This is a genomic window from Curtobacterium sp. MCSS17_005 (genome assembly GCF_003234225.2).
GTDB classification, from domain to species: Bacteria; Actinomycetota; Actinomycetes; order Actinomycetales; family Microbacteriaceae; genus Curtobacterium; species Curtobacterium flaccumfaciens.
Genome location: NZ_CP126258.1, coordinates 3,191,869 through 3,216,105 on the forward strand (window position 1 = coordinate 3,191,869; position 24,237 = coordinate 3,216,105).

At 69.6% G+C, this 24,237-nt stretch carries 23 protein-coding genes and 1 pseudogene; 14 read left to right on the forward strand and 10 right to left on the reverse strand.

The genetic code is table 11. The annotated features are described in order from the left end of the window. Positions 1-57 precede the first annotated feature (57 nt). The 5 genes and pseudogenes from DEJ20_RS15210 (at position 58) to DEJ20_RS15230 (ending at position 4,014) form a co-directional block, all read left to right on the forward strand. Positions 58-1,522, forward strand: a pseudogene (locus tag DEJ20_RS15210) (DUF6421 family protein). Then, positions 1,519-2,202 (forward strand): SDR family NAD(P)-dependent oxidoreductase, encoded by a 684-nt coding sequence (locus DEJ20_RS15215; protein WP_111235999.1) that lies wholly within the window; start codon positions 1,519-1,521, stop codon positions 2,200-2,202. Before DEJ20_RS15210 ends, DEJ20_RS15215 begins: the two are co-directional and overlap by 4 nt. A gap of 4 nt (positions 2,203-2,206) precedes the next feature. Next, positions 2,207-3,280: a threonine aldolase family protein gene (locus DEJ20_RS15220; protein WP_111235998.1), complete on the forward strand. Its 1,074-nt coding sequence runs from the start codon at positions 2,207-2,209 to the stop codon at positions 3,278-3,280. 15 nt (positions 3,281-3,295) lie between these two features. Further along, positions 3,296-3,589 carry a helix-turn-helix domain-containing protein gene (locus DEJ20_RS15225; RefSeq protein WP_258377212.1) on the forward strand — a complete coding sequence of 98 codons (294 nt, stop codon included), beginning with the start codon at positions 3,296-3,298 and terminating at the stop codon, positions 3,587-3,589. 86 nt (positions 3,590-3,675) lie between these two features. Next, positions 3,676-4,014 (forward strand): SdpI family protein, encoded by a 339-nt coding sequence (locus DEJ20_RS15230; RefSeq protein ID WP_111235997.1) that lies wholly within the window; start codon positions 3,676-3,678, stop codon positions 4,012-4,014. Positions 4,015-4,066: 52 nt separating this feature from the next. Here the strand turns inward: DEJ20_RS15230 and DEJ20_RS15235 are convergent, their stop codons facing one another. Next, positions 4,067-5,314: an endo-1,4-beta-xylanase gene (locus DEJ20_RS15235; RefSeq protein ID WP_111235996.1), complete on the reverse strand. Its 1,248-nt coding sequence runs from the start codon at positions 5,312-5,314 to the stop codon at positions 4,067-4,069. A gap of 271 nt (positions 5,315-5,585) precedes the next feature. Between DEJ20_RS15235 and DEJ20_RS15240 the strand changes: the two genes are divergently transcribed. Next, positions 5,586-6,206, forward strand: coding sequence for a hypothetical protein (locus DEJ20_RS15240; RefSeq protein WP_111235995.1), 621 nt, complete (start codon positions 5,586-5,588; stop codon positions 6,204-6,206). 262 nt (positions 6,207-6,468) lie between these two features. On the opposite strand, the gene DEJ20_RS15245 is transcribed toward DEJ20_RS15240, so the two are convergent. After that, the gene (locus DEJ20_RS15245) at positions 6,469-6,918 is read right to left on the reverse strand and encodes a MarR family winged helix-turn-helix transcriptional regulator (protein ID WP_111235994.1); all 450 of its coding nucleotides are present in this window, start codon (positions 6,916-6,918) and stop codon (positions 6,469-6,471) included. 83 nt (positions 6,919-7,001) lie between these two features. Between DEJ20_RS15245 and DEJ20_RS15250 the strand changes: the two genes are divergently transcribed. Continuing rightward, complete coding sequence (locus tag DEJ20_RS15250; RefSeq protein ID WP_111224243.1) at positions 7,002-7,745, forward strand: SDR family oxidoreductase; 744 nt, start codon at positions 7,002-7,004, stop codon at positions 7,743-7,745. Between the two features lie 77 nt (positions 7,746-7,822). Here the strand turns inward: DEJ20_RS15250 and DEJ20_RS15255 are convergent, their stop codons facing one another. The 5 genes from DEJ20_RS15255 to DEJ20_RS15275 all read right to left on the reverse strand — a co-directional run bounded on the left by DEJ20_RS15255 (position 7,823) and on the right by DEJ20_RS15275 (position 14,389). Beyond that, entirely contained in the window at positions 7,823-9,976 is a 2,154-nt protein-coding gene (locus tag DEJ20_RS15255) for a beta-galactosidase (RefSeq protein WP_258377211.1), read from the reverse strand. Beyond that, positions 9,973-10,881 (reverse strand): carbohydrate ABC transporter permease, encoded by a 909-nt coding sequence (locus DEJ20_RS15260; RefSeq protein ID WP_110864171.1) that lies wholly within the window; start codon positions 10,879-10,881, stop codon positions 9,973-9,975. The genes DEJ20_RS15255 and DEJ20_RS15260 overlap by 4 nt, the downstream gene beginning before the upstream one ends. Next, positions 10,878-11,831 (reverse strand): carbohydrate ABC transporter permease, encoded by a 954-nt coding sequence (locus DEJ20_RS15265; protein ID WP_220035012.1) that lies wholly within the window; start codon positions 11,829-11,831, stop codon positions 10,878-10,880. The genes DEJ20_RS15260 and DEJ20_RS15265 overlap by 4 nt, the downstream gene beginning before the upstream one ends. A gap of 11 nt (positions 11,832-11,842) precedes the next feature. After that, positions 11,843-13,180 (reverse strand): ABC transporter substrate-binding protein, encoded by a 1,338-nt coding sequence (locus DEJ20_RS15270; protein ID WP_110892194.1) that lies wholly within the window; start codon positions 13,178-13,180, stop codon positions 11,843-11,845. 147 nt (positions 13,181-13,327) lie between these two features. After that, positions 13,328-14,389, reverse strand: a complete 1,062-nt coding sequence (locus DEJ20_RS15275) for a LacI family DNA-binding transcriptional regulator (protein WP_220035011.1) — start codon at positions 14,387-14,389, stop codon at positions 13,328-13,330. Positions 14,390-14,596: 207 nt separating this feature from the next. On the opposite strand from DEJ20_RS15275, the gene DEJ20_RS15280 reads away from it, so the two are divergent. Both DEJ20_RS15280 and DEJ20_RS15285 read left to right on the forward strand, forming a co-directional pair. After that, positions 14,597-15,199 (forward strand): hypothetical protein, encoded by a 603-nt coding sequence (locus DEJ20_RS15280; RefSeq protein ID WP_146245463.1) that lies wholly within the window; start codon positions 14,597-14,599, stop codon positions 15,197-15,199. Between the two features lie 166 nt (positions 15,200-15,365). Continuing rightward, positions 15,366-16,769 (forward strand): family 20 glycosylhydrolase, encoded by a 1,404-nt coding sequence (locus DEJ20_RS15285; RefSeq protein WP_146245462.1) that lies wholly within the window; start codon positions 15,366-15,368, stop codon positions 16,767-16,769. A gap of 56 nt (positions 16,770-16,825) precedes the next feature. On the opposite strand, the gene DEJ20_RS15290 is transcribed toward DEJ20_RS15285, so the two are convergent. Beyond that, positions 16,826-17,767 (reverse strand): LysR family transcriptional regulator, encoded by a 942-nt coding sequence (locus DEJ20_RS15290; protein ID WP_111235990.1) that lies wholly within the window; start codon positions 17,765-17,767, stop codon positions 16,826-16,828. A gap of 119 nt (positions 17,768-17,886) precedes the next feature. Here DEJ20_RS15290 and DEJ20_RS15295 point away from each other — a divergent pair, with 119 nt between their 5' ends. From DEJ20_RS15295 to DEJ20_RS15315, 5 genes are all read left to right on the forward strand, one after another. Then, positions 17,887-18,843, forward strand: coding sequence for a putative oxygenase MesX (locus DEJ20_RS15295; RefSeq protein WP_111235989.1), 957 nt, complete (start codon positions 17,887-17,889; stop codon positions 18,841-18,843). 37 nt (positions 18,844-18,880) lie between these two features. Beyond that, a complete protein-coding gene (locus DEJ20_RS15300) occupies positions 18,881-19,930 on the forward strand; it encodes a methionine synthase (RefSeq protein ID WP_111235988.1) in 1,050 nt (349 codons plus the stop codon). Positions 19,931-20,190: 260 nt separating this feature from the next. Beyond that, the gene (locus tag DEJ20_RS15305; protein ID WP_111235987.1) at positions 20,191-20,616 is read left to right on the forward strand and encodes a hypothetical protein; all 426 of its coding nucleotides are present in this window, start codon (positions 20,191-20,193) and stop codon (positions 20,614-20,616) included. Between the two features lie 416 nt (positions 20,617-21,032). Further along, the gene (locus tag DEJ20_RS15310) at positions 21,033-22,268 is read left to right on the forward strand and encodes an acyl-CoA dehydrogenase family protein (RefSeq protein ID WP_111235986.1); all 1,236 of its coding nucleotides are present in this window, start codon (positions 21,033-21,035) and stop codon (positions 22,266-22,268) included. Between the two features lie 224 nt (positions 22,269-22,492). Continuing rightward, positions 22,493-23,365 carry a carboxypeptidase-like regulatory domain-containing protein gene (locus DEJ20_RS15315; RefSeq protein WP_181431597.1) on the forward strand — a complete coding sequence of 291 codons (873 nt, stop codon included), beginning with the start codon at positions 22,493-22,495 and terminating at the stop codon, positions 23,363-23,365. Between the two features lie 165 nt (positions 23,366-23,530). Here the strand turns inward: DEJ20_RS15315 and DEJ20_RS15320 are convergent, their stop codons facing one another. Together DEJ20_RS15320 and DEJ20_RS15325 are read right to left on the reverse strand one after the other, a co-directional pair. Continuing rightward, entirely contained in the window at positions 23,531-23,995 is a 465-nt protein-coding gene (locus DEJ20_RS15320) for a hypothetical protein (RefSeq protein WP_111235984.1), read from the reverse strand. Next, positions 23,992-24,201, reverse strand: a complete 210-nt coding sequence (locus DEJ20_RS15325; protein ID WP_146245461.1) for a hypothetical protein — start codon at positions 24,199-24,201, stop codon at positions 23,992-23,994. Before DEJ20_RS15325 ends, DEJ20_RS15320 begins: the two co-directional genes overlap by 4 nt. Between the last annotated feature and the right edge of the window lie 36 nt (positions 24,202-24,237).

Below are 24,237 nucleotides of genomic sequence, written 5' to 3' on the forward strand. Positions count from 1 at the left end.
TAACGCGCACCACTCGTCCGCAGATCCGCGGCCGACCCCGATGACGGGAGGTTCGACATGTCCCAGTTCGCCCAGAAGATCTCGCAGGACGCCATCGTCGGAGAGCCCGAGGTCGTCGAGGACCACCTGTCCGTGCGCGAGATCGCCGCTCACCCCGCCTGGCTCCGGCTCAAGCGCGCGGTCGTCGCCCTGCAGGCCCTGCAGACGCGGGACGGCTCCGTCCCCGAACCGTCCGACCACGCCGCTGCCGCCGGTCACGTCGCGGTGATCGTGCCGGCCGTCGCCGAGCTGGCACCGCACTTCCCGCACGATGCTGCGTTCCTGCAGGTGCTGCAGCTCGACTTCGCACGCTGGCAGGAGCAGGGCTTCGGGGTCCCCGACTTCCTCGACTCCCTCATCGCGTTCCAGCCGCAGCAGCACCGCGTCGACGGGCTCGGCCACCTGGTCGTGTTCCCGATGGTCACCCAGAACGGCAGCACCTCGCGCTTCGTCGAGGCGGTCCTGGTCGAGGTCATCTGGCCGGAATTCATCGCCGAGCTCGAGGCCGGCGACCACGGCAACGCGTTGTTCGTCGCGCTGCGCTTCGTCGACTTCACCCCGGGGTACGACACGAACTCGGCGGTGCTGTTCCCCGAAACCGTCGCGATGCGCTCGATCCCCGCCTTCACGTGGGGCGCGATCTTCCAGGACCGCGAGGCCGCCCGCTACCGCCGGGTCGTCCGTGCCGCCGCCGACGTCACCAAGCTCGAGCTGCCGGCCGAGGCCGCGGCGATGCTCGACGACCAGCAGCTGACCGAGCGGGTCTTCGTGATGTGGGACATCATCCACGACCGCTCGCACATGCGCGGGGACCTGCCCTTCGACCCGTTCATGATCAAGCAGGATGCCGTTCTTCCTCTACTCGCTCGAGGAGCTCCGCTGCGACCTGACCGCGTTCCGGGAGTCCGTGCGTCTGGAACGCGAGCTGTCCGCCGGACCCGACACGGGCCTCCAGGACGCGCAGCGCGCCATCCGCGACCACGCGCGCCTGGTGCAGTACGCGGTCGTCTTCGACCGCATCTTCCGCTTCGCGATCACCGGCAGCCGGGTCCGCAACTACGACGGACTGGGCGGCCAGCTGCTGTTCGCCTGGATGCACCAGCACGGCGTCCTGCACTGGACGGACACGCAGCTGACGATCGACTGGCCCGAGGTGCCGGACGTGATCATCGCCCTGAGCGACGAGATCAACGAGCTCTACCGGCGCTCGATCGACCGGCCGAAGTCGGCGCACTGGCTCGCCGCGTACGAGATGCTGACCCGCACGCTCACGCCGCACCCGGCGTCGAAGTGGGCGCGTGGCCTGCCCGACGAGACGCTCGCCGGGCCGCCGCGCGGCTACACCGACGCGGTGCTCGACGACGAGTTCCCGCTGTCGATGTTCTACGAGGCCCTCGACAAGAAGATGGCGACCGTCATCGCGTCCACGGCCGGCATCACCGGCACCACGGACGCCGAGCTCGTCGCCGAGGCCGCCGCGTGACCGACGGCTCGGTGGCCGGTCGCCTGGTGCTGATCGCCGGTGCGACCAGTGCCAGCGGCGCAGCCGTCGCGCGCGCACTCACCGCCGCCGGTGCGGCCGTCGTCGCGATCGGCACCAGACCCGACGCCCTGGAGGCCCTGCGCGCGTCCGTCCCGGGCGTCACGACGCGCACGTGCGACCTGTCGGACCTGGGTGCGGTCACCGCGTTGGCCGACGACGTGCACGCGGACGCCGGCCGCGTCGACGGGCTGGTCCACCTGGTCGGCGGGTGGCGCGGCGGTGGCAGCATCGTCGGCCAGTCCGACGCGGACTGGGACTTCTTCGACCGCGCCTTCCGGACCCTGCGGAACACGACCCGGGTCTTCCATGACGACCTGGTGGCGTCCCCTGCCGGACGGCTCGCGTTCGTGTCGTCCACCGCGGTCGACTCCCCCACCGCCGGTGCCGCGAACTACGCCGCCGCGAAGGCCGCGTCCGACGCCTGGGTCCGGGCGGTCGCGCAAGGGTTCCGGAAGGAGGCACCGGAGACCGCCGCGGCCGCCGTGTTCGTCGTCGGCGCGCTGTCCGGCCTCGAGGAGCGGCTCGGCGCCGAGGTCGTCCGGCTCTGGGACACCGCACCGGCCGACGTCAACGGTGCCCGCATCCCGCTCACGGCGCCTGATCCCTCGAACCTAGGATGAACGCGTGACCCTCCGACTGCACGACCTGGACCTGCGGGGCTTCGCCTCGGACAACTACGCCGGCGTCCACTCCGAGATCCTCGCCGCCATCGCCGCGGCCAACGATGGCCACCAGATCGCCTACGGCGAGGACGTCTACACGGCACGTCTCAACGAGGTGATCCGGGAGCACTTCGGGTCGCAGGCCGAGGCGTTCCCGGTCTTCAACGGCACCGGCGCGAACGTCGTCGGCCTGCAGTCGATGCTGCCGCGGTGGGGAGCGGTCGTGTGCACCGCGACCGCGCACATCTACACCGACGAAGCCGGGGCGCCCGAGCGCGTCGCGGGCATGAAGCTCCTGCCGGTCGAGGCACCCGACGGCAAGCTGACGCCCGAGCTCATCGACCGCGAGGCCTGGGGCTGGGGCGACGAGCACCGCGCCCAGCCGCTCGTCGTGTCGATCACGCAGACCACCGAACTCGGCACCGCGTACACGGTGGACGAGGTCCGGACGATCGCCGACCACGTCCACTCACTCGGCATGAAGCTGCACATGGACGGCGCCCGCATCTCCAACGCCGCGGCGTCCCTCGGGGTCCCCCTGCGCGACTTCACCACCGACGCCGGCGTCGACGTGCTGAGCTTCGGCGGGACGAAGAACGGCATGCTCTACGGCGAGGCGATCGTCGTGCTGAACCCCTCGGCGTCCGAGGGGCTGCACTACCTGCGCAAGATGAACATGCAGCTCTCGTCGAAGATGCGGTTCGTCTCCGCGCAGCTCATCGCCCTGCTCAGCGACGACCTGTACCTGCGCTCCGCCGGGCACGCCAACGCCATGGCCGCCCGACTGCGCGGTGCGCTGGAGGCCGGCATCGCCGACGGCAGCATCCGGGGTGTCGGCTTCAGCCAGCAGACCCAGGCGAACGGCGTCTTCGCGACCCTGCCCGCCGGGGTGGCCGGCCGGCTGCGGAAGCACTTCCGGTTCTACGACTGGGACGCCAGCCGCAACGAGGTGCGGTGGATGTGCGCGTACGACACCTCGGAGCAGGACATCGACGACTTCGTCGCGGCCCTGACCCGGGAGCTCGACGCCGCCTGAGCCGGGTCGCGGAACGTGCTCGACGAGCGGTCGACCCTCGACCAGGAGGCCGTCGAGCGGGCGTTCCGGATCCTGCACGCCGGCCACAGCGGTGGGGCGTCGCCGTCCCGGGCGGCCACGGCGGCGCTGGTGCTCGAGCAGCTCGTGGCCGGTGAGGAACGATCCGCCGCCGAGGTGGCTGCGGCGATCGAGGTGTCGCGGGCGACGGCGCAGCGGTACCTGGCGCAGCTCACAGCGGACGGGACCGTGGCGATGCAGTTGCGGTACGGGGCTGCGGGGCGGCCGGAGCACCGGTACGTGCGGCGGTAGCGGGCCCTGTTGCCCCTTGCGTATTTCACCGGATACCGGCAGGTTTGGTCTGACGCGCTCCGATCCCAGCCACACACGCGAGCGCGATGACCGCCCCAGAAGGAGACCACGTGATCGCGATCGAGACGGCGGCCGCCGTCCTGACCATCGTCTTCGTCGCACTGCCGGCGCGGGGCCTCATCGGCCGGAACGGGCTCGTGGGCATCCGCACCCGGGCGACGATGCGCAGCGACGAGGACTGGATGCTCGGCCACCGAGCAGCGGTCGTCCCGACGAGCATCGCCGGCGGCGCGACGGTGGTCGTGAGCCTGGTCTACATCGCAGTCGGACGCGCCGACGACGTGCCCGCGTTCGTCGCGTGCGCCGCGATCCTCGTCGGTGGAGCCCTCTGGGGTGTTGTCACCGCAGGACGCGCGACCAGATGACGGACCGGAGGCGCGGGGCGGGGGCGCAGCGGGCCTCCAGTCCGTCAGGTGGTCACGTGACGATCCGCACCTGCGTGGGCACGTCGGTGACGGCGAACGGGGCGGACGTGCCGCGCACATCGACGCGGTAGTCGCCGCGGAAGCCGCGGACCTGCACCCGACCGCGGTCGTCGGTGCGCAGCGCCGTCGGGCCGAGCCACCACTCCTCCTTGACCAGGCGGCGGAGCGCGTCGTAGGACGGCTTCGGGGTGCCGTCGGCGCGGACGAGTCCGATCGGGGCGCCGAGCCAGGCGCCGGCGTCGGTGATGCCCCAGTAGGTGATCGCCTCGACGGAAGGGTGCCCCACGAGGCTCCGGTAGTGGCGTTCGATGTCGTCGGCCTGGCGCGCCTCACCCTCGGGCGTCGACGGCCACGAAGCAACCTGGTGGTCGTTGAGGTCGACGATGTGCGCGGGCATGAGGTCGCCGGAGACGAGCGAGGTCTCGGTCAGGTGCAGCGGCAGGCCGTAGCGGGCGAACCGGTCGACCATCGCGAGCATCGTGCCCTCGCCCCAGTAGCCCTGGTGCATGTGGGTCTGCAGTCCGATGGCGTCGATCTGCACGCCAGCCTCGAGCACGCCCTCGATCAGGCACTCGTACGCACTCGACAGGTCGAAGTCGTTGAGCAGCAGGGTGGCGTGCGGATTGGCGGCGCGGGCCTCCTCGAAGGCCATCCGGATCATCGGGATGCGGCCCTTGGCCCGGGCGAGCGGGGTGATCGCGTTGTCGCCGTTGTCGAACACCGGCATGATGACGACCTCGTTGATGGCGTCCCAGGTGTCGATCGTGCCGGCGAAGGAGGAGACCTCGCGGCGGATGCGCTCCCGCTGGAGCCGCTCGACCTCGTCCAGCGGGAGCCCCAGCAGCCAGTCGGGCTGCACGGTGTGCCAGACGAGCGGGTGACCCTTGAGGGCGATGCCCCGGTCGCGGAACCACTGCGCCGTCGTCAGGAGCCTGGCGGTGTCCGGGGCTCCGCGCTCGGGCTCGAAGCGGCCCCAGTAGAACGGGAGCGTCGCGGTGTTGAAGACGTCGGTGTAGAGGTCGGCGAGGCGCTCGGCGCCTGCTTCGTCCTGCGCTTCGGCGTTGGCGTCGCCGGTCGCCTCGCCGTTGGCCAGTTCGATGAAGTCGAAGCCGATGTTGCCGAAGGCGAAGGCATGGCCGGTCTGCTCGACGGTGATGTCGGCACCGGGGATGGGTGCGCCGGTGGCATCGACGACCTTCAGGGTCGTCTCGCCGAAGCGGTGATCTGGTGCGTGCGTCATCGCGCGTCCTCCGACGTCGTCGTCCGGGATTTGTTGTGCGCGCAAACATAGCAGTGGAGGGCGTGGGCGTCACGCCCTAGATTGATGGTGTGAACTCGCAGAAGCATTGCGCTCGGCGCACCTCACGGTGGACGCCGGTGCTCGTCTGCGTGTCCGGAGCCACGCTTGCGCGGGTCGCTGGTCAGATGCTCCTTGGCCAAGGGTCAGACTCACCAGAGCCCGGACTTCTGATGCTGTCCGCAGGGACGATGAGCAGGGGTGACGGAATCCCGTGATCGATCTGGAGCGTGCAGACTCACCCTTCTTCCGGGCCCCCGACGGCCGCGTGTACGTCGATCGCGACGGCCCCGCCGCCGACACCGCGTCTCGGTGGCGCAGACTCCACGATCCAGCTGGCGTGCGCCGTCAGGACCGGCTCGCAACAGCGTCCGCCTTGGCGGTCTTTGCGATCGGGTACATGGCAGGCGGCGCGTTCGGCTTCGTGGTCGCGCCGCCGCTGCTGCCCGGAGACGAGCCAGTCGTTGCCCGACTCATCGGCGTGGTCCTCGGCGGAGGCGTCGTCGCCGTCCCCGCGATGCTCTTCGCCTTCTTCCGCAGCGCCGCCCCCGATCAGCGAGTGATCCCAGTACCGGACGAGGTGCTGCAGCATGCGCCGCCGACTGCGTCGAGTTCCGACATCTGGCGGTGGTCGGTAGCGGTCATCGACGAGGCCGCGGAGCGCCGGACGATCGGGTACGAGACGAACGTCGAGCGCCCGACAGACGTCGCTCGTGCGGATCGCGCGACCGCTCGGTACGGCGAGGTGTACTGCGCGTACCTCACGGCTGCTGCCGAGCTCGGGTTGCGGCCGAGGGAGCCTGCCATCGACCTACCGCCCGCTTCTTCCGACTGACCACACGGACAGCGTGCCCTTCGCGCAGGACACGGTCATCTCGGACATGCAGCAGCCGGAGGATCGCGCACGAGCCGTGGTCGAGCGGAGGTCCGTTGATGAGCCCCTGATCAGCTGGTCGAGCCGCTCCCGGTCATCTCTCCGTAATCGCCGTCGGCACATTGCGATTCAGCGTCGATGCTGTAGCCACCCACTGCAGAAACGAGGAAAGCGCGGATCACCGCCGTCACCTCCGAGTCGGCCCTGCGGCGTCACCTGTGGGTCAGACGGACTGACCTCCGTGACCGGCAAGCACCCGGTCGAGCAGGTGAATGAGGTCCTTCCGCTCCTTCGTCGACAACGCGGTGAGCAGTTCGTCCTGCACGGCATCCGCGAGCACCTGGATCTCGGCGAGCCTGCGCCGTCCGGCGGGCGTGATCGTGACGACGTTCCGCCGGCGGTCCGACAGGTCAGGCTCCCGAGTCACGGCCTCGTCCCCCTCGAGCCGGACGACGATGCCGTTGACGTTGTTGCGGTCCAGACCCAGCACCCGGCCGATCTCGGCCTGACTCAGCGCGCCGTTCTCGTCGAGCGCTGCCAGCACCGCGAAGTCGGACCGCGCTTCGAGGGGCATCCGGGCGCTGGTCAGGCGCGCACCGATCGTGGCAAGTCGCCCGGCCTGCCAGCTCACGAGCGTCCGGAGCGCCTGGGGTGGAGTGGGGTCGTCGGCCATGCCCGAAGACTATCAGTTGGTGCGACCAACCATTTGAGTGTATCGTTGGTTGAACCAACATTGGTTTCACCAAGGAGTCGAACATGTCCACAGATCCCATCAGCCCTGACCTCTCAGGTCGTCGCGTCCTCGTGCCGGGCGGCACAGGCGGTGTCGGGGAGGGCATCGTCAGCGCCTACCTCAACGCCGGTGCCGACGTCGTCGTCCCCACCCGTTCGGATGCGCGCGGCACAGAACTCCGCGCCGCGCTCGGCGCGATCGGCACCTCCCAGCTGCTGCACCTGCCGACGCACGACTACACGTCCTTCGCCGGGGCGGAAGCACTCGGTGCCGAGATGACCGAACGACTCGGCGGCATCGACGACGTGGTCGTCCCCGTGGGCGGATGGTGGCAGGGCGGGCCCCTGACCACCATCGACGAGGACGACTGGGCGGGAGCGTTCACCGGGCTCGCCACGGCGCACATGGCACTGGCGCGGGCGATCGTCCCGCGGCTCAGTGGCGTCGGCGCGTACACGGTGGTCGTCGGGCAGTCCGCCGAGTTCCCGGTGCCGGGCAGCGGGCTGGTGAGCATGGAGCAGGCCGCGGTGCTCATGATGCAGCGGGTCCTCGCGGCGGAGTCGCCGGACGAGCATGTCCACGCGCTCGTGCTCGGGCCGGTGCGGACCCGGTTCGTCGACGGCGAGCCGGAGTGGGTCTCGGCGTCCGAGGTCGGTGCCGCCGCCGTCGCGCTGTCCCTGGCGACGGGCATCGGCAGCCGCTCCGTCTCACTCGCGTCGTCGACGGAAGCCCGAACGGCGTTGGAGGCGTTCCGGGCCGCGGCCTGACCACTGTCCGAGTGCCGCTGTTGCACAGAAGGAGCAGGCGGACCGTCCGACCCGACGGCCCGCCTGCTCCGGTCTCGCTATGCGACGACGACCACCCGGACGTCCCACGGCCCGAGCTCGAGCACGGCGTCCGCGGCGAGTGCCGTGCCCTCGAACATGTCCTCCGCGGCGACCGGCACCGCGTACGTGCTCGGTTCCCACGACCAGTTGTGGATCACGTGCACCGTCTCGCCGCGGCCGTTGACCGAACTCGCGACCGACTGCGTGTCGGCCTGCGGCTGCCAGCTCGGCGACCCGCTGCCCTGCGCGACCGCCCACTCCGTGATCGCTGCGGCGAGCGCCGGATCCGGGACGGTCCCGACGTAGGTGACCCGACCGGCTCCGTGCGACCGGGAGGTCACCGCCGCGAACCGACCGTGGTGCGGGTGGTCGTACCCGACGAGTACGTCGGCGTCGTCGACGAGCAAGCCGTCTGCCCACCGGGTGGCCGTCGCTCCGGCCGGCACGGTGAACCCGTGCTCAGCGGCAGCGGCTCCGGCCGACACCGGGATGCGTCGGCCGAGGTTGCTGAACTCGTCGTAGTGCACGCCCGCGGGCACGTCGAGGAACGCGGGCTTCCGTTCGAGCCGCGCACGGGCTTCTTCGTCCTCGTACCCGGTGCGGATGCCGACGACCAGGTGGCCACCTGCCTCGGCGTAGGCGGCGAGCCACTGCAGCTGGGCGTCGGTCGCGATGGTGAACGCGGCAGCGACGAGCACCGGACGCTCCGCGGCGACGGACGCCGGCTCACGGTCGAAGACCTGCGACGGGTGCACGGTGTTCGCCTGCAGTCCCGCATCGAAGACGCCTCGGGCGTAGGCGTCGTAGATCGTCTGCCACGAGCGCCGGTCGGGCTCCATGCCGTCGCCGAGCACCGGGTGCTCGTTCAGCGCCCACTTCGACTCGTTCGAGAACAGCAGGGCGACGTCGGCGTGCGGGCGGAGGCCGGCGACCCGGTCCCCGGCGTGCGCGAACTCCGCTCCGATCCGGGCGATCTCCTCGTACGTGCGACCGGGCTGCTGCGAGTGCGGCAGGACGCCACCCCAGTACGTCTCGACGCCGTAGTGCAGCGTGTGCCAGTGCCAGTACTCGATCATCGACGCGCCTCGGGACACGAGCGCCCAGGCGGCCTGGCGCCACTGCCCTTCGTAGGCCGGTTCGTTCATCCACGAGAACCCGATGGCCTGCGCGTTGGTCTCGGTGACCAGGAACGGTGCCTGCTTCGACCCGTACATGCGGTCGCCCGAGGCGAAGATCGACCAGGCACCGGACGAGGTCCAGAACTGTGCGGGTTCCTCGAAACTCGGCAGCTCGAGGGCGTCCTGCATCCGGTAGTACGGGTTGCCGGCGGTGACGTCGAGCGTCCGGGTGAGCACCTCGTCCTCGACGGTCGGCCGCTCGTAGGCGATGCACGTGGTCACGAACTGGTCCGGACGCGAGTACTCCCGCACGACCGATGCCTGCCAGGCGATGAAGTCCGTCGTGATCGAGGCCTGGAACCGGCGCCAGGCAAGGTCGTACTGCGGCTGCGCGTTGCCGTCCGGCGTCCACAGGTCCGCCCAGGTGGACAGCCGGTGGGACCAGTAGGTCAGGCCCCACTCCTCGTTCAGCCGCTCGACGCTGCCGTAGGTGTGGCGCAGGTGGTCGACGAAGCGTTGGAACACCTCGGGGTTCGCGATGAGCTCGTTGCCCGGTTCGTTGTCGACCTGGTAGCCGATCACGGCTGGGTGCTCGGCGTAGCGGGCGACGATCTTCCGGATGACCCGCTCGGCGTGGAACAGGAACGCCGGGTGGGCGTAGTCGATCTCCTGCCGGGCACCCCAGCCCATCGCCTCGCCGTCGGTGCGGCGGCGGACGTTGATCTCCGGCACGATGCGGGCGAGCCACATCGGCACGGCGTACGTGGGTGTACCGAGGATCACCCGGATGCCGTGTTCGTGGGCGGCGTCGAGCACCGGTGCGAGCCACTCCAGGTCGAAGCGGCCGTTCTCCGGCTCCCAGGTGCTCCAGACGGACTCACCGACGCGGATGACCGAGAAGCCGGCCTCCTGCATCAGGCGCATGTCCTCATCGAGCCGAGGGGTCGGCTGGTACTCGTGGTAGTAGGCGGCGCCGAAGAGGACGCGGTCGTGCTGCATGGTGCTGGGTGCTCCGTTCGAGAAGGATCGGTGGTGGGTGCGGGTGTCGGTCATCCCTTGACCGCCCCCGCGGTCAGCCCGTCGAGCAGCTGCTTGCGGAGGAGCAGGAACACGAGGATCGTCGGCACGCTCGCCAGCACGGCCCCGGCGAGCACCAGGTCGTACGACCGGTTCTCCGACGCGAAGATCGCGTTGAGGCCGAGGGGCAACGTGTACTGGCTCGAGTCGGACAGCAGGACCAACGGCCACTGGAAGGAGTTGTAGCTCTGCAGGAAGCTCCACACCGCCAGGGCGCCGAGCGACGGTCGGAGCAGCGGGAGTACGACCCGGCGGAACGTGCCGAACTCGGAGTTGCCGTCGATGCGGGCCGCCTCGATGAGTTCGTCGGGGATCGCCTGCACGATGAACTGCTGCATCATGAAGATGCCGAACGCCGGCGCCACCCACGGCACGACGAGCGAGAACCAGGGGTTCGTCAGCCCGGACTTCACCACCAGGATGAAGAGCGGCACGAGGATCACCGCGAACGGCACCGAGAGCGACGAGAACATCACGGCGAACAGGATCCGCTTGCCCCGGAACCGGAACTTCGCGAAGCCGTACCCGGCCATCGCGCAGACGAACACGGACACGACGGTCGCGATCAGGGCGGTGCCCACACTGATGCCGAACCAGGCCCAGAACGGCTGGGTGGCGAGCAGGTTCGTGTAGTTCTCCCCCGTCGCCGGGCTCGGGATGAGCGTGGGCGGTGTCGCGAAGATGTCGCCACGCTGCTTGAACGAGCCGGACAGCGCCCAGAGCAGCGGGAACACGAAGACCAGCAGCAGCGCCACGAGTGTGGCGTAGAGCAGGCCGCGGCGAGCGATCCAGCCCCTGGTGCGGGGCGGGCCGGACCGGGGTGCCCGGCTTCCGGCGGTCGTGACGGCCCGGGTGTCCGGGCGGTCGGTGGTGGCGGTCATGCGTCCCTCCCGATGGCGAGTGCGCGGTTGAGGATCTGGCTGACGCCGAACACGACGACGAACAGCACGACACCGGCGGCTGCCGCGTACCCGAACTGCTGCCGTTCGAAGGCGGCGCGGTAGATGAACATGGCGACGGAGAGCGTGGCTTCGCCCGGACCGCCCTTGGTGAGCAGGTAGGGCTCGTCGAACAGCTGCGCGGCACTGATGAAGCTCGTCACCACGACGAACGCCGTGACCGGTCGGATCGCCGGGAGCGTCACGTTGGTGAACTTCCGGAAGGTTCCTGCCCCGTCGAGCGACGCGGCCTCGTACTGCTCGGGCGACACGTTCTGCAGTGCTGCCAGGAAGAAGATCGTCAGGTACCCGACCGTGCGCCACAGGAGCACGAAGCCGATGGCGACCTTCGCGAGCGTCGGGTCGCCGAGCCAGTCGGTGTTCGGCAGGCCGAACAGCGCCTTGAGCGTGGCGTTGAGCAGCCCGTAGTTCGTGTCGAACACCAGGCTGTAGATGAGCGCGATGACGATCGGCGACAGCACCATCGGGATGAAGAACGTCACCCGGAACAAGTCTCGGGCGCGGAGTCCCTTGGCGTTGAGCGCCTGCGCGACCAAGAGCGAGCACGGCACGATGACGAACACGGCGATGAGTGTGTAGATCAACGAGTTGACCAGGGCGGTGCCGAAGCTGGTGTCCCGGAACAGGTTCGCGTAGTTCGACAGGCCGATCCAGTTCGGCGCGCCGAGGCCGACCCACTCGGTGAGTGACAGGTACACGGCGGCGAGCACCGGCACGATCATGAACAGGCCGTACAGCACGTAGAACGGCGCGATGAAGAGGTACGGCGCGCTGCCACCGTTCGTGTTCAGGCGGCGGCGACGGCGATCGGGTGGATCGGTGGTGGTCGTGGTGGCGGACACCGGGATGCCGGTGGCGGTTGATGTGGACAACGTCGTCCTCCTCAGGCGCGGGTCTGGCCGCGGAAGTCGGCCGCAGCGGCGTCGAGCGCCTGCTTCGGGGAGATCTGGCCCTTGTAGGCCTTGATGAGGTAACCGCTCAGGACGGTCTGCAGGATCGAGGCATCGGCGCTCTGGTGCTGCGAGGGCACGTCGTCGACGACCGACTTGTAGACGCCGAACAACTGCTGCCCGCCGAAGTACGGATCGCTCAGCGCCGCGAGCCGCGGGTCGTCGTAGACCGATCGGAGCGTCGGCAGGTAACCGAGGTCCTGGTAGCGCTTCACCTGCTGGTCCGGATCGAGGTACGCGGCGAGCACCAGATCGATCCCGGCCTTCGTGAGCGGCTTGTCGCGGAGCACCGAGAACCCGGTACCGCCGCCGACGCTCGTCGTGCTGCCACCACCCGCGAACCGGGGCAGGTTCCGCACCTTCCACTTGCCCTTCTGCTCGGGCACGTTCGGCTTGATGCCGTAGCTGGCGTACCAGGAGGGCATGTCGACGGCCAGGATCGTGCCCCCCTTCAGCCCGGACTGCAGGCTCGGTCCGTACATGTCGGCGACCGTCGCGATGGCACCGGACTGCACACCGTCGACCAGGAACTGCAGGGTGCGTTCGGCCTCCGGCGTCTGGATGTCGATGCCGCCGTCCTCGTCGTACAGGTCGCCGCCCCGCTGGAGCAGCAGGATCTGGTAGCTCTGCAGCGTGCCGCCCGGATCGGTGACCGCCACGGCGTGCAGCGAGACGCCCTTGCTCTTGTTGAGCTTCGCGCCGACGTCCATGTACTCCTCCCACGTCGTCAGGTCGTCGGGGATGCCGAGGGCCTCGAACTGGTCGGCTCGGTGGTAGTAGACGCACAACGGGGTGTCCGAATCGAGCGCGTAGAGGTGCCCGTCCTTCGAGAACGGCGTGAGTCGTGCAGCGATCAGGTCGTCCTTGCGCGACGCCACCGACGGCGAGAGGTCGCTCAGCAGTTCGGCAGCGATGTCCCCGCGGAGCATCCGGCAGAACGCCCCGATCTCGAGCCCGGCGACGTCCGGCGTCCCCGTGCCGGCGACGGCCTGCGCGATGAGCTTGGTCGGGATGTCCGCCGCCGCGATCGTGGTGATGTCGAGCGCGAAGTCGAAGTCCGACTTCCGGTCGGCGACCGGCAACGCCTCGGTGAAGAACTTCTCGTAGCCGGGGTCGTGGGTCCAGAAGGACAGGTCGGCGCGTCCGGAACGGACGGCGGCCGTCGACTGCGGGGAGCAGCCGGCGAGCAGCGCGCCGAGGGCGATGCTGCCGCCAGCGGCGGCGCCCCACCGGAGCAGGTCGCGTCGGCTCGGCCCACGGCCTGGAGGCACGGGTGGCGCAGGTGGGGAAAGTCGCCTGGGTACTGGGGTCACGGAGGTCTCCTGACGTCGTCGTCGAGGTGCGTGCGGAAGTGGCGGTGAGCGCGCGTGAGCGCTCACTCACGGGACGGACGCGGGCCGCGCCTCCCGTCCGGGGGTTCAGTCGGCGGGGCGGAGGTGACGCCGCTCAGCGGACGGCGGCGCGCTGGTGGCGCGCGTGATCAGCTGGCCAGGCAGCATCCGGTGGCGCTCGGCGGGCGGGTGGCCGTCGAGGGTGCGGAAGAGGCGGTGCATCGCGAGGCGGGTGGCCTCGTCGAAGTCCTGACGGATGGTCGTGAGCGGCGTCGGCAGGTACGCCGAGATCGGCATGTCGTCGAAGCCGACGATGCTGACGTCACCCGGCACGGACAACCCGTGCTGCTGGATGGCGGACATCGCGCCGATCGCCATCTGGTCGTTCGCGACGAAGACCGCCGTCAGGTCCGGACGGCCGAGCAACGAGCGCATGGCCTCGTAGCCGCTCTGCGGCGACCAGTCCCCCTCGGCCGGCGCGTGCTCGGCGACGCCGGCGTCCTGCAGCGCCGCCCGCCACCCCGCCAGCCGGCGCGAACTCGAGGTCCAGTCCGCCGGGCCCGCAATGTGCCACACGGTCTCGTGCCCGAGGGCCAGCAGGTGATCGGTGGCCGCGAACGCAGCGCCGCTCTCGTCCAGACCGACCGCCAGGGTGTTCTCTCGGTCGGCGACGTCCGGCGGCCCGAGCGTCAGCACCGTCACGCCCTGGGGCAGGCGGAGCTGGTCCATCTGGTTCTCAACCGGCTCGGAGAAGACGATCGCCTCGACGTCCTGGCCGACGAGCGAGTCGACCGCCGGCTGGAGCTCGGATGCGGTCGCGGCGACGGTCCGGACGATGGCCAGGCTGTACCCGTTCGTGCGGCACGCCTGCTCGACGCCGGTGAGCATGGCGGTCGGGCCGTACAGGTTCGTGCCGATGGTGATGAGACCGATCCGGCGGGAGCGCTGCGACTTGAGGGAGCGGGCGGCTGCGTTCGGGCGGAAGCCCAGTTCGTCGATCGCCTTGAGGACCCGGGCGCGGACCGCCTCGGTGACGTGCGGTTCGTCGTTCACCACGCGGGAGACGGTCTTCTGGGAGACGCCGGCCAGGGTCGCGACGTCGGTCATGGAGGCCGGACGGAGGCGATGAACCGATGCGTTGCCGCTCATCGTCAGCTCCTTCGCTGCTCCGTGGGACCGGCCAGGACCGGATGTGGGAGCAAGACAACCACGGAATTGTCTACGTAGTCAAGAGCGATTCCGCGGTGGTCATCGCAGCTGCAAGGTTGTGGCTTGTATTGATGTGCAGCATTCTGGATCGGTTGGCCGTGCCGAGGCGCGAACCGAGAGGAAGAACATGGAGAAGATCCGGGTCGCATGCCACGCGGGCGGAGACAAGCGGTGAGGGCGTCAGGCACCTGGCCCTCCGCGCGCAGAGCTGCCACCGCCGCCTTGATGGTCGCCACCACCGGTGCCTCGCTGCTGGCGGTCGACAACCTGCTCGGCTTCATCGGAACGCATCCGAGCGCAGCAGGGCCAGTGTTGATGGTCGCTGCGATCTCCGTGTCTGCAGGAATCGTGGCCGCTGCCGGTGCTGCGCTCGCTCACGAAGCCGCGCACCTCGTCTTCGCGGCCGCCACTGTCGTCTTCGTGGGCACTCTGTCGCCGGCGACCAGCAGCCAGCTGTGGCTCCCCATCGCGGTCATCCTGCAGGCGCTCGTCCCGTTGGCCTTCGCAGCCGCCGGGCTGCTGGCCCTTCGCGGTTCGCGGAACTCCACCGCGGTGCGGGTCCTCGCGGTGATGCTCGTGGGGTTCGCCGCCGCTTGGATCGTCACCGCGTTCATCCCGGTGGCGCTCGTGGCATTCCTCCTCGCACAGGCCGGCACGCTGGTCGTCGGGGCTGCCCTCAGCCTGCAGCCGATTCTTCGCCGAGGTCGGAGTCTTGCGCGTGCGCTGTGGTCGAGCGCGGAGGTCCGCTGAGGAGTCCCGCTGCACGCCGCTGGGCGGTGTGCGTTCGACGCAGGGCGGATACGATCGTGCGCGCATCCTGATCCAGCGAGGGCAACGGGTGTTCGAGGGGGAGGACATCGTGGTGCGTCAGCAGGGGCACGTGGGTCCCGGATCGTCTGCCAGACGCACGCTCGCGGTGGGTCTGGCGATCGCCGTGTCGGCGGCAGCGCTGGTCGGCATCCGTGCAACGGCAGGATCAGCGGACACCGCAGCCTCGACGGTGACGGTCACGAAGGTCACCGCGTCCACCACCGGCACCGCCGTGCGCACCACCCTGAAGGTCAAGAACACCGCCTCGGTGCGGAAGCCGGCTTCTTCCGTGTGGCTGTACCTGTCCGCCGGCACGAAGAAGTACACGCTCGGCCGGGTCGCGGTGAAGGCACTCGCCGCTGGTTCGAGCACCTCGGTCACCGCAGTGCGCGGGACACCTTCCCGCGCCGCAGCCGGCAAGTACTCCGTCCTCGCCTGCGCCGGCGCGTACTCGGCGAAGCAGTGCCGCACGTCGACCGCGACCGTCACCACCAAGCCGACGAAGCGCGCGCGTCCGGAGACTGGCGTGATGCTCGACGTCGCTCGCGCCTACTACCCCGTGGCGTTGCTCAATCGGTACATCGACCTCCTCGCCGACGACGGCGGACGCTTCCTGCACCTGCACCTCACCGATGACCAGAACGTCGGGATCGAGAGCACGGTGCTCGGCCAGACCCTCGCCAACGCTGATCTCGACGACGGCGTGTACACGAGCCGCGTGACCCATCGCCCGTTCCTGAGCGCCGCGCAGGCACACACGATCGCCTCCTACGGGGCGAAGCGAGGCGTCGCGATCGTGCCGGAGATCGACACTCCCGGACACATGGCCGCCGCCTTCGCCCTGCTCGAGGCGCAGCACGGCAAGACATGGGTCGACCGCATCCGTTCGGGCGAGAACGAACTCGACACGTCGGCGCCCGAGAGTCTCGCGCTGGCGAAGAAGCTGTACGCAGAGGTGCAGCGGACCTTCCCCTCCAGCCGAACCGTGCACATCGGCGGCGACGAATGGGGCGACGACGTCACCGCCGCCCAACGCGTCGCCTGGATGAACGCGATGGCGGCCACGGTCGGCAACCGCGAAGTCTGGGCCTGGAACGACGGGATCGACCGGGTCGCCGTCGGGCGACTGGACCCGCGCATCCACGTCACGTACTGGAGCTTCGACGGCGACACCGAGGACGCAGCCGAGCGGCGCGAACGCCGAGCACGGCGGGCCAGTGCGGTCGACCTGCAGCAGGCCGGGATCGACCTGCTCAACTACAACTCGTACTACCTCTACGAGGTGCCGACGGACCTCGACCCGGCCGACAGCGAGTACACCGTCGCCGACCTCCGCGAGAACTGGTCACTCCGGGCGTGGGACGGCGACTCCGGTTCGCTGCTCTCGGCTCCGATGTCGGGCGCCGCCGTCGCGATCTGGGGTGAGGACCTCGAGGACCCGCCATCTGGCGCGCTCCTGCGGTGGAGCGCACCGCATGTGAAAGCGATGATCGAGACCGCAGCCTCCTGACGGACGCATGTCGGGCCTCCAGGCCGATCGCTGGAACCGCCGGACCCGCCGCCTGCCTACCCGAGCGGCTCCACGCCGTAGCTGGTGACCACCGCACGCAACTCGTCCAGGTACGCCTGCGCCTGCACGGTGAGGGGAACCGAGGCGTGCGCGATCCAGCCGATCTCGATGCGTTCGTCGACGTCGAGTGGGATGGCGACGATCTCGGGGTCGAGGTCGTCGCTGATCAGCCCGGTCGAGATCGTGTACCCGCCGAGGCCGATCATGAGGTTGAAGATCGTCGCCCGGTCCGACACCCGGATCTCCCGCTTGCTCGACATCGTCGACAGGATCTCCTCGGCCAGGTAGAAGGAGTTGTTCGCACCCTGGTCGAACGTGAGCCGCGGCAGGTCGGCGAGGTCCTCGAGGGTCGCACGCTCCCGTGATGCGAGCGGGTTCCGCTTGGCCACGAAGATGTGCGGCTGCGCGACGAACAGCGGTGTGAACACGACGCCGGCGTCCCGCAGCAGCTTGCCGAGCACCTGCTTGTTGAAGTCGTTGCGGTAGAGGATGCCCACCTCGCTGCGCAGCGTGCGGACGTCCTCGATGATGTCCCAGGTGCGCGTCTCGCGCAGCGAGAACTCGTACTCGTCCGCAGCCGCTGCTTCGACCATGCGGACGAAGGCCTCCACCGCGAACGAGTAGTGCTGGGCGGACACCCCGAGCAACCGACGCGACCGCTGGCCGCCGACGTACCGCTGCTCGAGCAGGGAGACCTGCTCGACGACCTGCCGGGCGTACCCGAGGAACTCGACGCCGTCGACGGTGAGCACGACCCCTCGGGCCGATCGGGTGAACAGCGGGCGCCCGATCCGCGTCTCCAGGTCCTTCATCGCCGCAGACATCGTCGGCTGCGACACGTAGAGCATGTCGGCCGCTGCGCTGATCGACCCCTCCGTCGCGACCTCGATGAAGTACCGGAGCTGCTGCAGGGTGATGTCGTTCGAGACCCGGGCCATAGGCCGAGGCTATACCGGTGCATAGCGTCTCGGTATTACCTGATGGCTCGGGAATGCGGCCATGATCGAGGCACCCCTTCCCCAGCGCCCGCGGGCGCTCGACGAACAGATTGCCGACCATGGCGAACGACCTCACCTTCAGCATCACCCGGACCCGGTTCGACGAGGACTACTCCCCCGCCGACAGCTCCCGGCTGACCACGAACTTCGCCAACCTGGCGCGCGGCGAGCGCCGTCAGCAGAACCTCCGCGCTGCGCTGGCGATGATCGACGGGCGAGCGAACGAGCTGGCCGCGGCGCACGACCGCTACCGTCTGCAACTCGACATCGTCTCGGTCGCACTGGAGTTCTCCGACGGTGGTTCGGACGCCGAATTTCCGCTGCTCGAGATGCTCGACGTCACGATCGTCGACGAGCACACCGGCGAGCGCCACCACGGGATCCTCGGCAACAACTTCTCGTCGTACCTGCGCGACTACGACTTCTCGGTGCTGCTGCCGTCGTCGCCTTCACTGCCGTCCGACTTCGGCCAGCTGCACGGGGCGCTCTTCCAGCGCTTCCTGGAGTCAGACGTGTTCGGGTCGCAGTTCGGTGCCGAGCCCGTCGTCTGCATCAGCGTCTCGACGAGCCAGAGCTACCGCCGGAACGGGTACGTCCATCCGGTGCTCGGCGCCGAGTACGAGCACGAGCACTCTTCGCTCACCGACGACTACTTCGGCCGGATGGGCATGCGGGTCCGGTACTTCCAGCCCGCCGGGGCAGCTGCTCCGCTCGCGTTCTACACGCGCGGCGACCTGACCGGCGACTACACGGACCTCCAGCTCATCGGCACGATCGCCACCATGGAGACGTTCCAGAAGATCTACCGCCCGGAGGTCTACGCCGCGAACACCCCGGCCGGCAGCACCTACCACCCCACCCTCGACCACACCGACTTCACGCCCACCCCGGTGACGTACGACCGCGAGGAGCGCAGCCGCCTCGGGATCACGCAGGGCCGGTGGACCGAGGAGCACCTGGTGCGGCCGCACCACGCACTCCTCGCCCGGTTGGCTGATCCCGCCCTCGCGCGCTGACTTCCTCTGCCCTTCGACTGACTGGACCGTCACCCCCATGCGTTCTCTCCTCCCCACCTCGATCGTCGGCAGCCTGCCGAAGCCGTCCTGGCTCGCCGAGCCCGAGCGACTCTGGTCCCCCTGGGAGCTGCAAGGAGCAGCACTGACCGAGGGCAAGCAGGACGCCCTGCGCTCCGCCGTGCACGAGCAGGAGCGCCGCGGCATCGACATCGTCAGCGACGGCGAGCAGACCCGCCAGCACTTCGTCACGACGTTCATCGAGCACCTGGACGGCGTCGACCTGGAGCGCAAGGAGACCGTCCGCATCCGCGACCGGTACGACGCGGCCGTCCCGACCGTCGTCGGTGCCGTCAGCCGTCGGGCGCCCGTGTTCGTGGACGACGCCCGCTTCCTGCGCGCGCAGACGGACCGGCCGATCAAGTGGGCGCTCCCCGGCCCGATGACGATGATCGACACCCTCTCCGACCAGCACTACAAGAGCCGCGAGAAGCTGGCGTGGGAATTCGCCACGATCCTCAACCAAGAGGCACGCGAACTGCAGGACGCCGGCGTCGACATCATCCAGTTCGACGAGCCCGCCTTCACGGTCTTCCACGACGAGGTGCAGGACTGGGGCGTGGCCGCACTCGAACGCGCAGCCGAGGGCCTGCACGCCGAGACCGCCGTGCACATCTGTTACGGCTACGGCATCGAGGCGAACAACAAGTGGAAGGAGACGCTCGGAGCGGAGTGGCGGCAGTACGAGCAGTCCTTCCCGCTGCTGCAGCAGTCCTCGATCGACATCGTGTCGCTCGAGTGCATCCACTCCCACGTTCCCCTCGAGCTCGTCGAGCTGATCCGCGGCAAGAAGGTCATGCTCGGGGCGATCGACGTCGCGACCGAGACCGTGGAGACCCCGGAGGAGGTCGCGGAGGTGCTGCGTCGGGCGCTCGAGTTCGTCGATGCGGACAAGCTCATCCCCAGCTCCAACTGCGGGATGGCTCCCCTGGCGCGGGGTGCGGCGCTGGACAAGCTCGGTGCGCTGTCGGCTGGTGCGGACATCGTGCGGGCCGAGCTCGTCGGCACGGCGGTCCCGTCGGCCCGCTGATCGCCGCGAAACACCACGGCGGCTCTCTTCCGGAAGGAGGAGAGCCGCCGTTCGTGTTGCGTCCGCCGCGTGCGCGGCTTTCGGTCCGGCCTGGAGGCACGGCTGCGGTTGCGCCGACAGGTGGCGTCGGCACCGGGTACGGATCACGACAGGCGTCTCGCCGTCACCATCGGCGTGCGTCCGGTGGTGATCGAGTCCACCCCGCCCATCAAGGGGACGGCGTCTGCGAAGCGTCAGACTCGAGGGCGTTGACTACGTTCATGATCACCAAGGGCGTCATCCACCAGGTCGAGAGTGCGACTGTCCGGGATCGCAACGGCGTGTCAGTCGGCAAGGTCGCGCAGGTGTTCCCCTCCGACGAGGACGGCAGTGCGGCCTACGTCTGTGTCGCAACCGGCCTGCTCGGGCGACACCAGGCGCTCGTCCCCGCCGACGATGCCACGTTCGACGGCACGGACGTGCACGTCGGGTACACGAAGGACGCGATCAAGGACGCGCCGTCCCTCGGAGCCGGACGCACCTTGTCCCCCGCCGAGGCGAACGCCGTCCGCAAACACTTCGGGCTGTCCCGCACCGGCGCTGCAACCGGCGACATGGGCGACCCCCACGAGAACCTCGATCAGGCCGGGACAGGTCTTGCGGGTGCCGACGACACCGAGGGCGCAGGGACGACACCGCCGGCCTGAACGCCACCGGGGTGAACGGCGCCGAGACCACGGCTATCGCCCACACCAAGCATGGCAGCGGCCAGTCCTCTGGCGAGCGCGTGTTCCATCGATGATGCGCGCTCCTCTGAGCGTGGCCGACGCGGGTCTCTCGGAGGAGCGTGCCCGTCTTCGTCCGACGGGCTCCGCGGCCGTCGCACACGCGCAGCACCGCGAAGGCGCTGCGGCGAACGCTCACGGCGTCGCAGCGTGGTCACGTGTCATGGGAAGTCACCCTCCGACACACATCGACACAACCCTTCTCGCGGGCGTTCGGCGATGCCACAGTCTCGCGATGGCGCACATCTGGTCGGGCTGTCCGCCCACACCGGACGAATCGACACCAGACGACGCCACACCACGCGACAGGTAGCAGCCCAGAGCACGAAGGAGTCCTCGTGACCATCAGCAACCAGACCGCCGACAGCACGATCGACGAGGGCGCCGACGACGAACTCCTCGCCCGCTTCCGTCCGATCTTCGACCGCATCGCTGCCGGCGCCTCCGAGCGCGAACGCGACCGCCGCCTCCCGTTCGAGGAGATCCGCGAACTCGCCGCCGCAGGATTCGGCGCCGTCCGCGTCCCCGTCGCCCACGGCGGAGCCGGGGCGACCCTGCCCCAGCTGTTCCGCCTGCTGACCGAACTCGCCGCCGCTGACAGCAACATCCCTCAGGCGCTCCGCGGTCACTTCGCGCTGGTGGAGGACCGGCTGGTCGCACGGACCGGGGAACGCGAGGGGTGGCTGGACCGCTTCGGCCGCGGTGAGATCGCCGGCAACTCGTGGACCGAGGTCGGGTCGGTGCAGGTCGGCGACGTGATCACGAAGGTGACCCCGCAGCCGGACGGGACGTTCCGGATCACCGGGCAGAAGTACTACTCGACCGGCAGCATCTTCGCCGACTGGATCGACACCTACGCCGAACGCACGGACACCGGCGAGCGGGTCATCGCGATCGTCGACGCGCACCAGCCCGGGGTCACGCACACCGACGACTGGGACGGGTTCGGGCAGCGCACCACCGGCTCCGGCACCAGCACCTTCGACGACGCCGTCGTGCAGGCCGACGCGGTGATCCCCTTCGACGAGCGGTTCAAGTACCAGACGGCGTTCTACCAGGGCGTGCTGTTGAGCGTCCTCGCCGGGTCCGTCCTCGCAGCCGAGCGGGAGATCGCGCGCGAGGTCCGCAACCGCACCCGCGTCTTCTCCCACGGCAACGCCGACACGTTCGCGGCAGACCCGCAGATCCTCCAGGTCGTCGGCGAGGTGTCGGCGGCCGGGTTCGCCGCCACCGCCATCGTCGACCGGGCCGCCGCGGCCCTGCAGGGTGCGTACGAGGGAGCCGGGCTCGACACAGCCGAGGACGAGCGCCGCAACGACCGCGCCGAACTCGCGACCGCGCAGGCGCAGGTGGCGCTGACCACGCTGGCGACGACGGCGACCTCGCACCTGTTCGACGCGCTCGCGGCGTCCGGGGTGAGCGCGACGAAGAACCTCGACCGGCACTGGCGGAACGCTCGCACCGCCGGCAGCCACAACCCGTGGGTGTTCAAGGCACGGATCATCGGTGACCACGCGGTCAACGGTGCCGAACCGCCCCGCGTCTGGGCGATCGGTGCGACCCGCACCTCGTGACGCCTGTCGAAGCCGAGACGGCTTCCGCGTGACCGCTGCTGCGACGTGCCGGCCCCGCCGCCCGGCCGCCGTGCGCGTACAGTCCCTGGCAACGCACGGCTGGCCGACCATCGGGGAACGCGATGCGACTGATCACGGGGACGACACTGGCCGTTGCGCTGGCAGCAGGCGCGCTGATCGGCCTCGCGCCACCAGCGACTGCGGCCGGATCCGGAACGATCACCGTGCAGCTCGCAACGCCGGACGGCACCGCGATCCGGCTGGCGGACGTCGAACTCGCAGCGATCGGCACCGACGTCGTCGTCGGGAACGCCACGACCGACGATGACGGCGCCGCGACGTTCACCGGCATCCCCGCACCGGACACCGTCACGGTGACGACGCGGCAACTCCCGCCGCACGGAACCGAGACCTACGCCCCCGGACTCCGCTCGGGCATCGCCGTCCGCGGCGGCTCGAAAGTCGCGGTCACCGTGCCGCTCGTGATCGGCGCCACCGTGCAGGGCGGCGTGGTCGGCCCCACTGGACCCGCCGCTGGGCGCCTGATGTACGCCTGGAACGAGGACACCTCGCAGGTGTTCCGGACGGCCTCGGACAGCGCGGGCCAGTACCGGTTCGTCGGGTTGAGCACCGGGAAGTACCGCATCGAGGCCTACGCCAGCGGAACGGCGTCGCCCGCCGTCTGGAAGACCCGGGTGTACCAGCAGCGAGGAACGCTCCCGGCGTCCCGGGTCACCTTGTCACGGCACTACGCACACAGCGACTACGACCTGGTCGTCTACGCGGCCTCGGCGTCCCGCAGCCCCTCGGCGCAACTGAGCGGTGCGACCGTCACGGTGACGAACGCGACGACCGGTGCGTCGTTCTCGACCCGGTTCTCGACGCTGCTCGACAGCGAGCAGACGGCGCAGTTCCAGATCCCCTCCGGGCAGTACGTGGTGGAACTCCGGACCGTCGCGACGACCGCAACGACCGCGCAGGTGCTGTGGCTCGGACGTCCGGGCGGCGTGTACCGGTACCTGATCGACCGAGCGCAGGCTGTGCCGGTGAAGGTCGTGTTCGGCGGTGGCAACTTCTGGGGCGGCGCCCTCGGGTGATCCGGCCCCAGCACCATCCCCAGCCCAGGGCTGGCCGGACACGGTTGGCTGCGTGACTGCACGCGGTCGCGTGAGCAGCAACGGACAGGAGGCGCGGTGCCAGCTGGCACCGCGCCTCCTGTCCGGCACACGGTCGCGGACACGCGACGGTGGCGTCGCCACCTTCTACATGTCGGCGATGAGACGGAGCGTGTAGCCGTCGGGGACCGTCTGGTGTTCGACGTAGTGCATGAACACCGGCGCAGCCTGATCGGCCGTGAACAGCTCGGCAGGATGCCGAGGCTCGTGGGCAGCCTGCACGTCGATGGTCTCCGTGAGCGGTTCCGAGAGGTCGTGATCACGGCCGACGACGTAGAAGCGGTATTCACCGTCGTCCTCGCGGCGGCGCAGCTCCACGCTCATCTTCTCCGCGGTGCCACCGGCCTGCAGGTAGGAGTTTCCGTACTCGTCGATGACCGACTGCGGGCCGGCGCGCCAGGTCTGGTGGTCGATCGGCGCGGAGAAGACGAGCCACGCGAAGTGGTCGTCGTTGTCAAGAAGGCCGAGGCTGCGTCGCACCTGGTCCGGGAGCGGGCGGAACGTGTCGTTCAGCACATTGCTGACTGACCCGTTGGACTTCATGATGATCAAGGCGGGCTACTCCACGTGCTCGTAGGCGACGGACGCAAGCGTTTCAAGCCCGCGGAAAGCGGCCACGGCATGAGCACGATCAACAGAAGCCACGACCCGGGTCCGGTGGTGTTGATGATGAGGTTCAGCAGTCCGAGCGCGAGCAGAAGACTGGCTGCGATCACCATGAACCACGCAAACGGGCGCGGATACTTCGGCGGCTTCACCAGCTCAATGTAACGGCGGACACATTGTCTCGCACG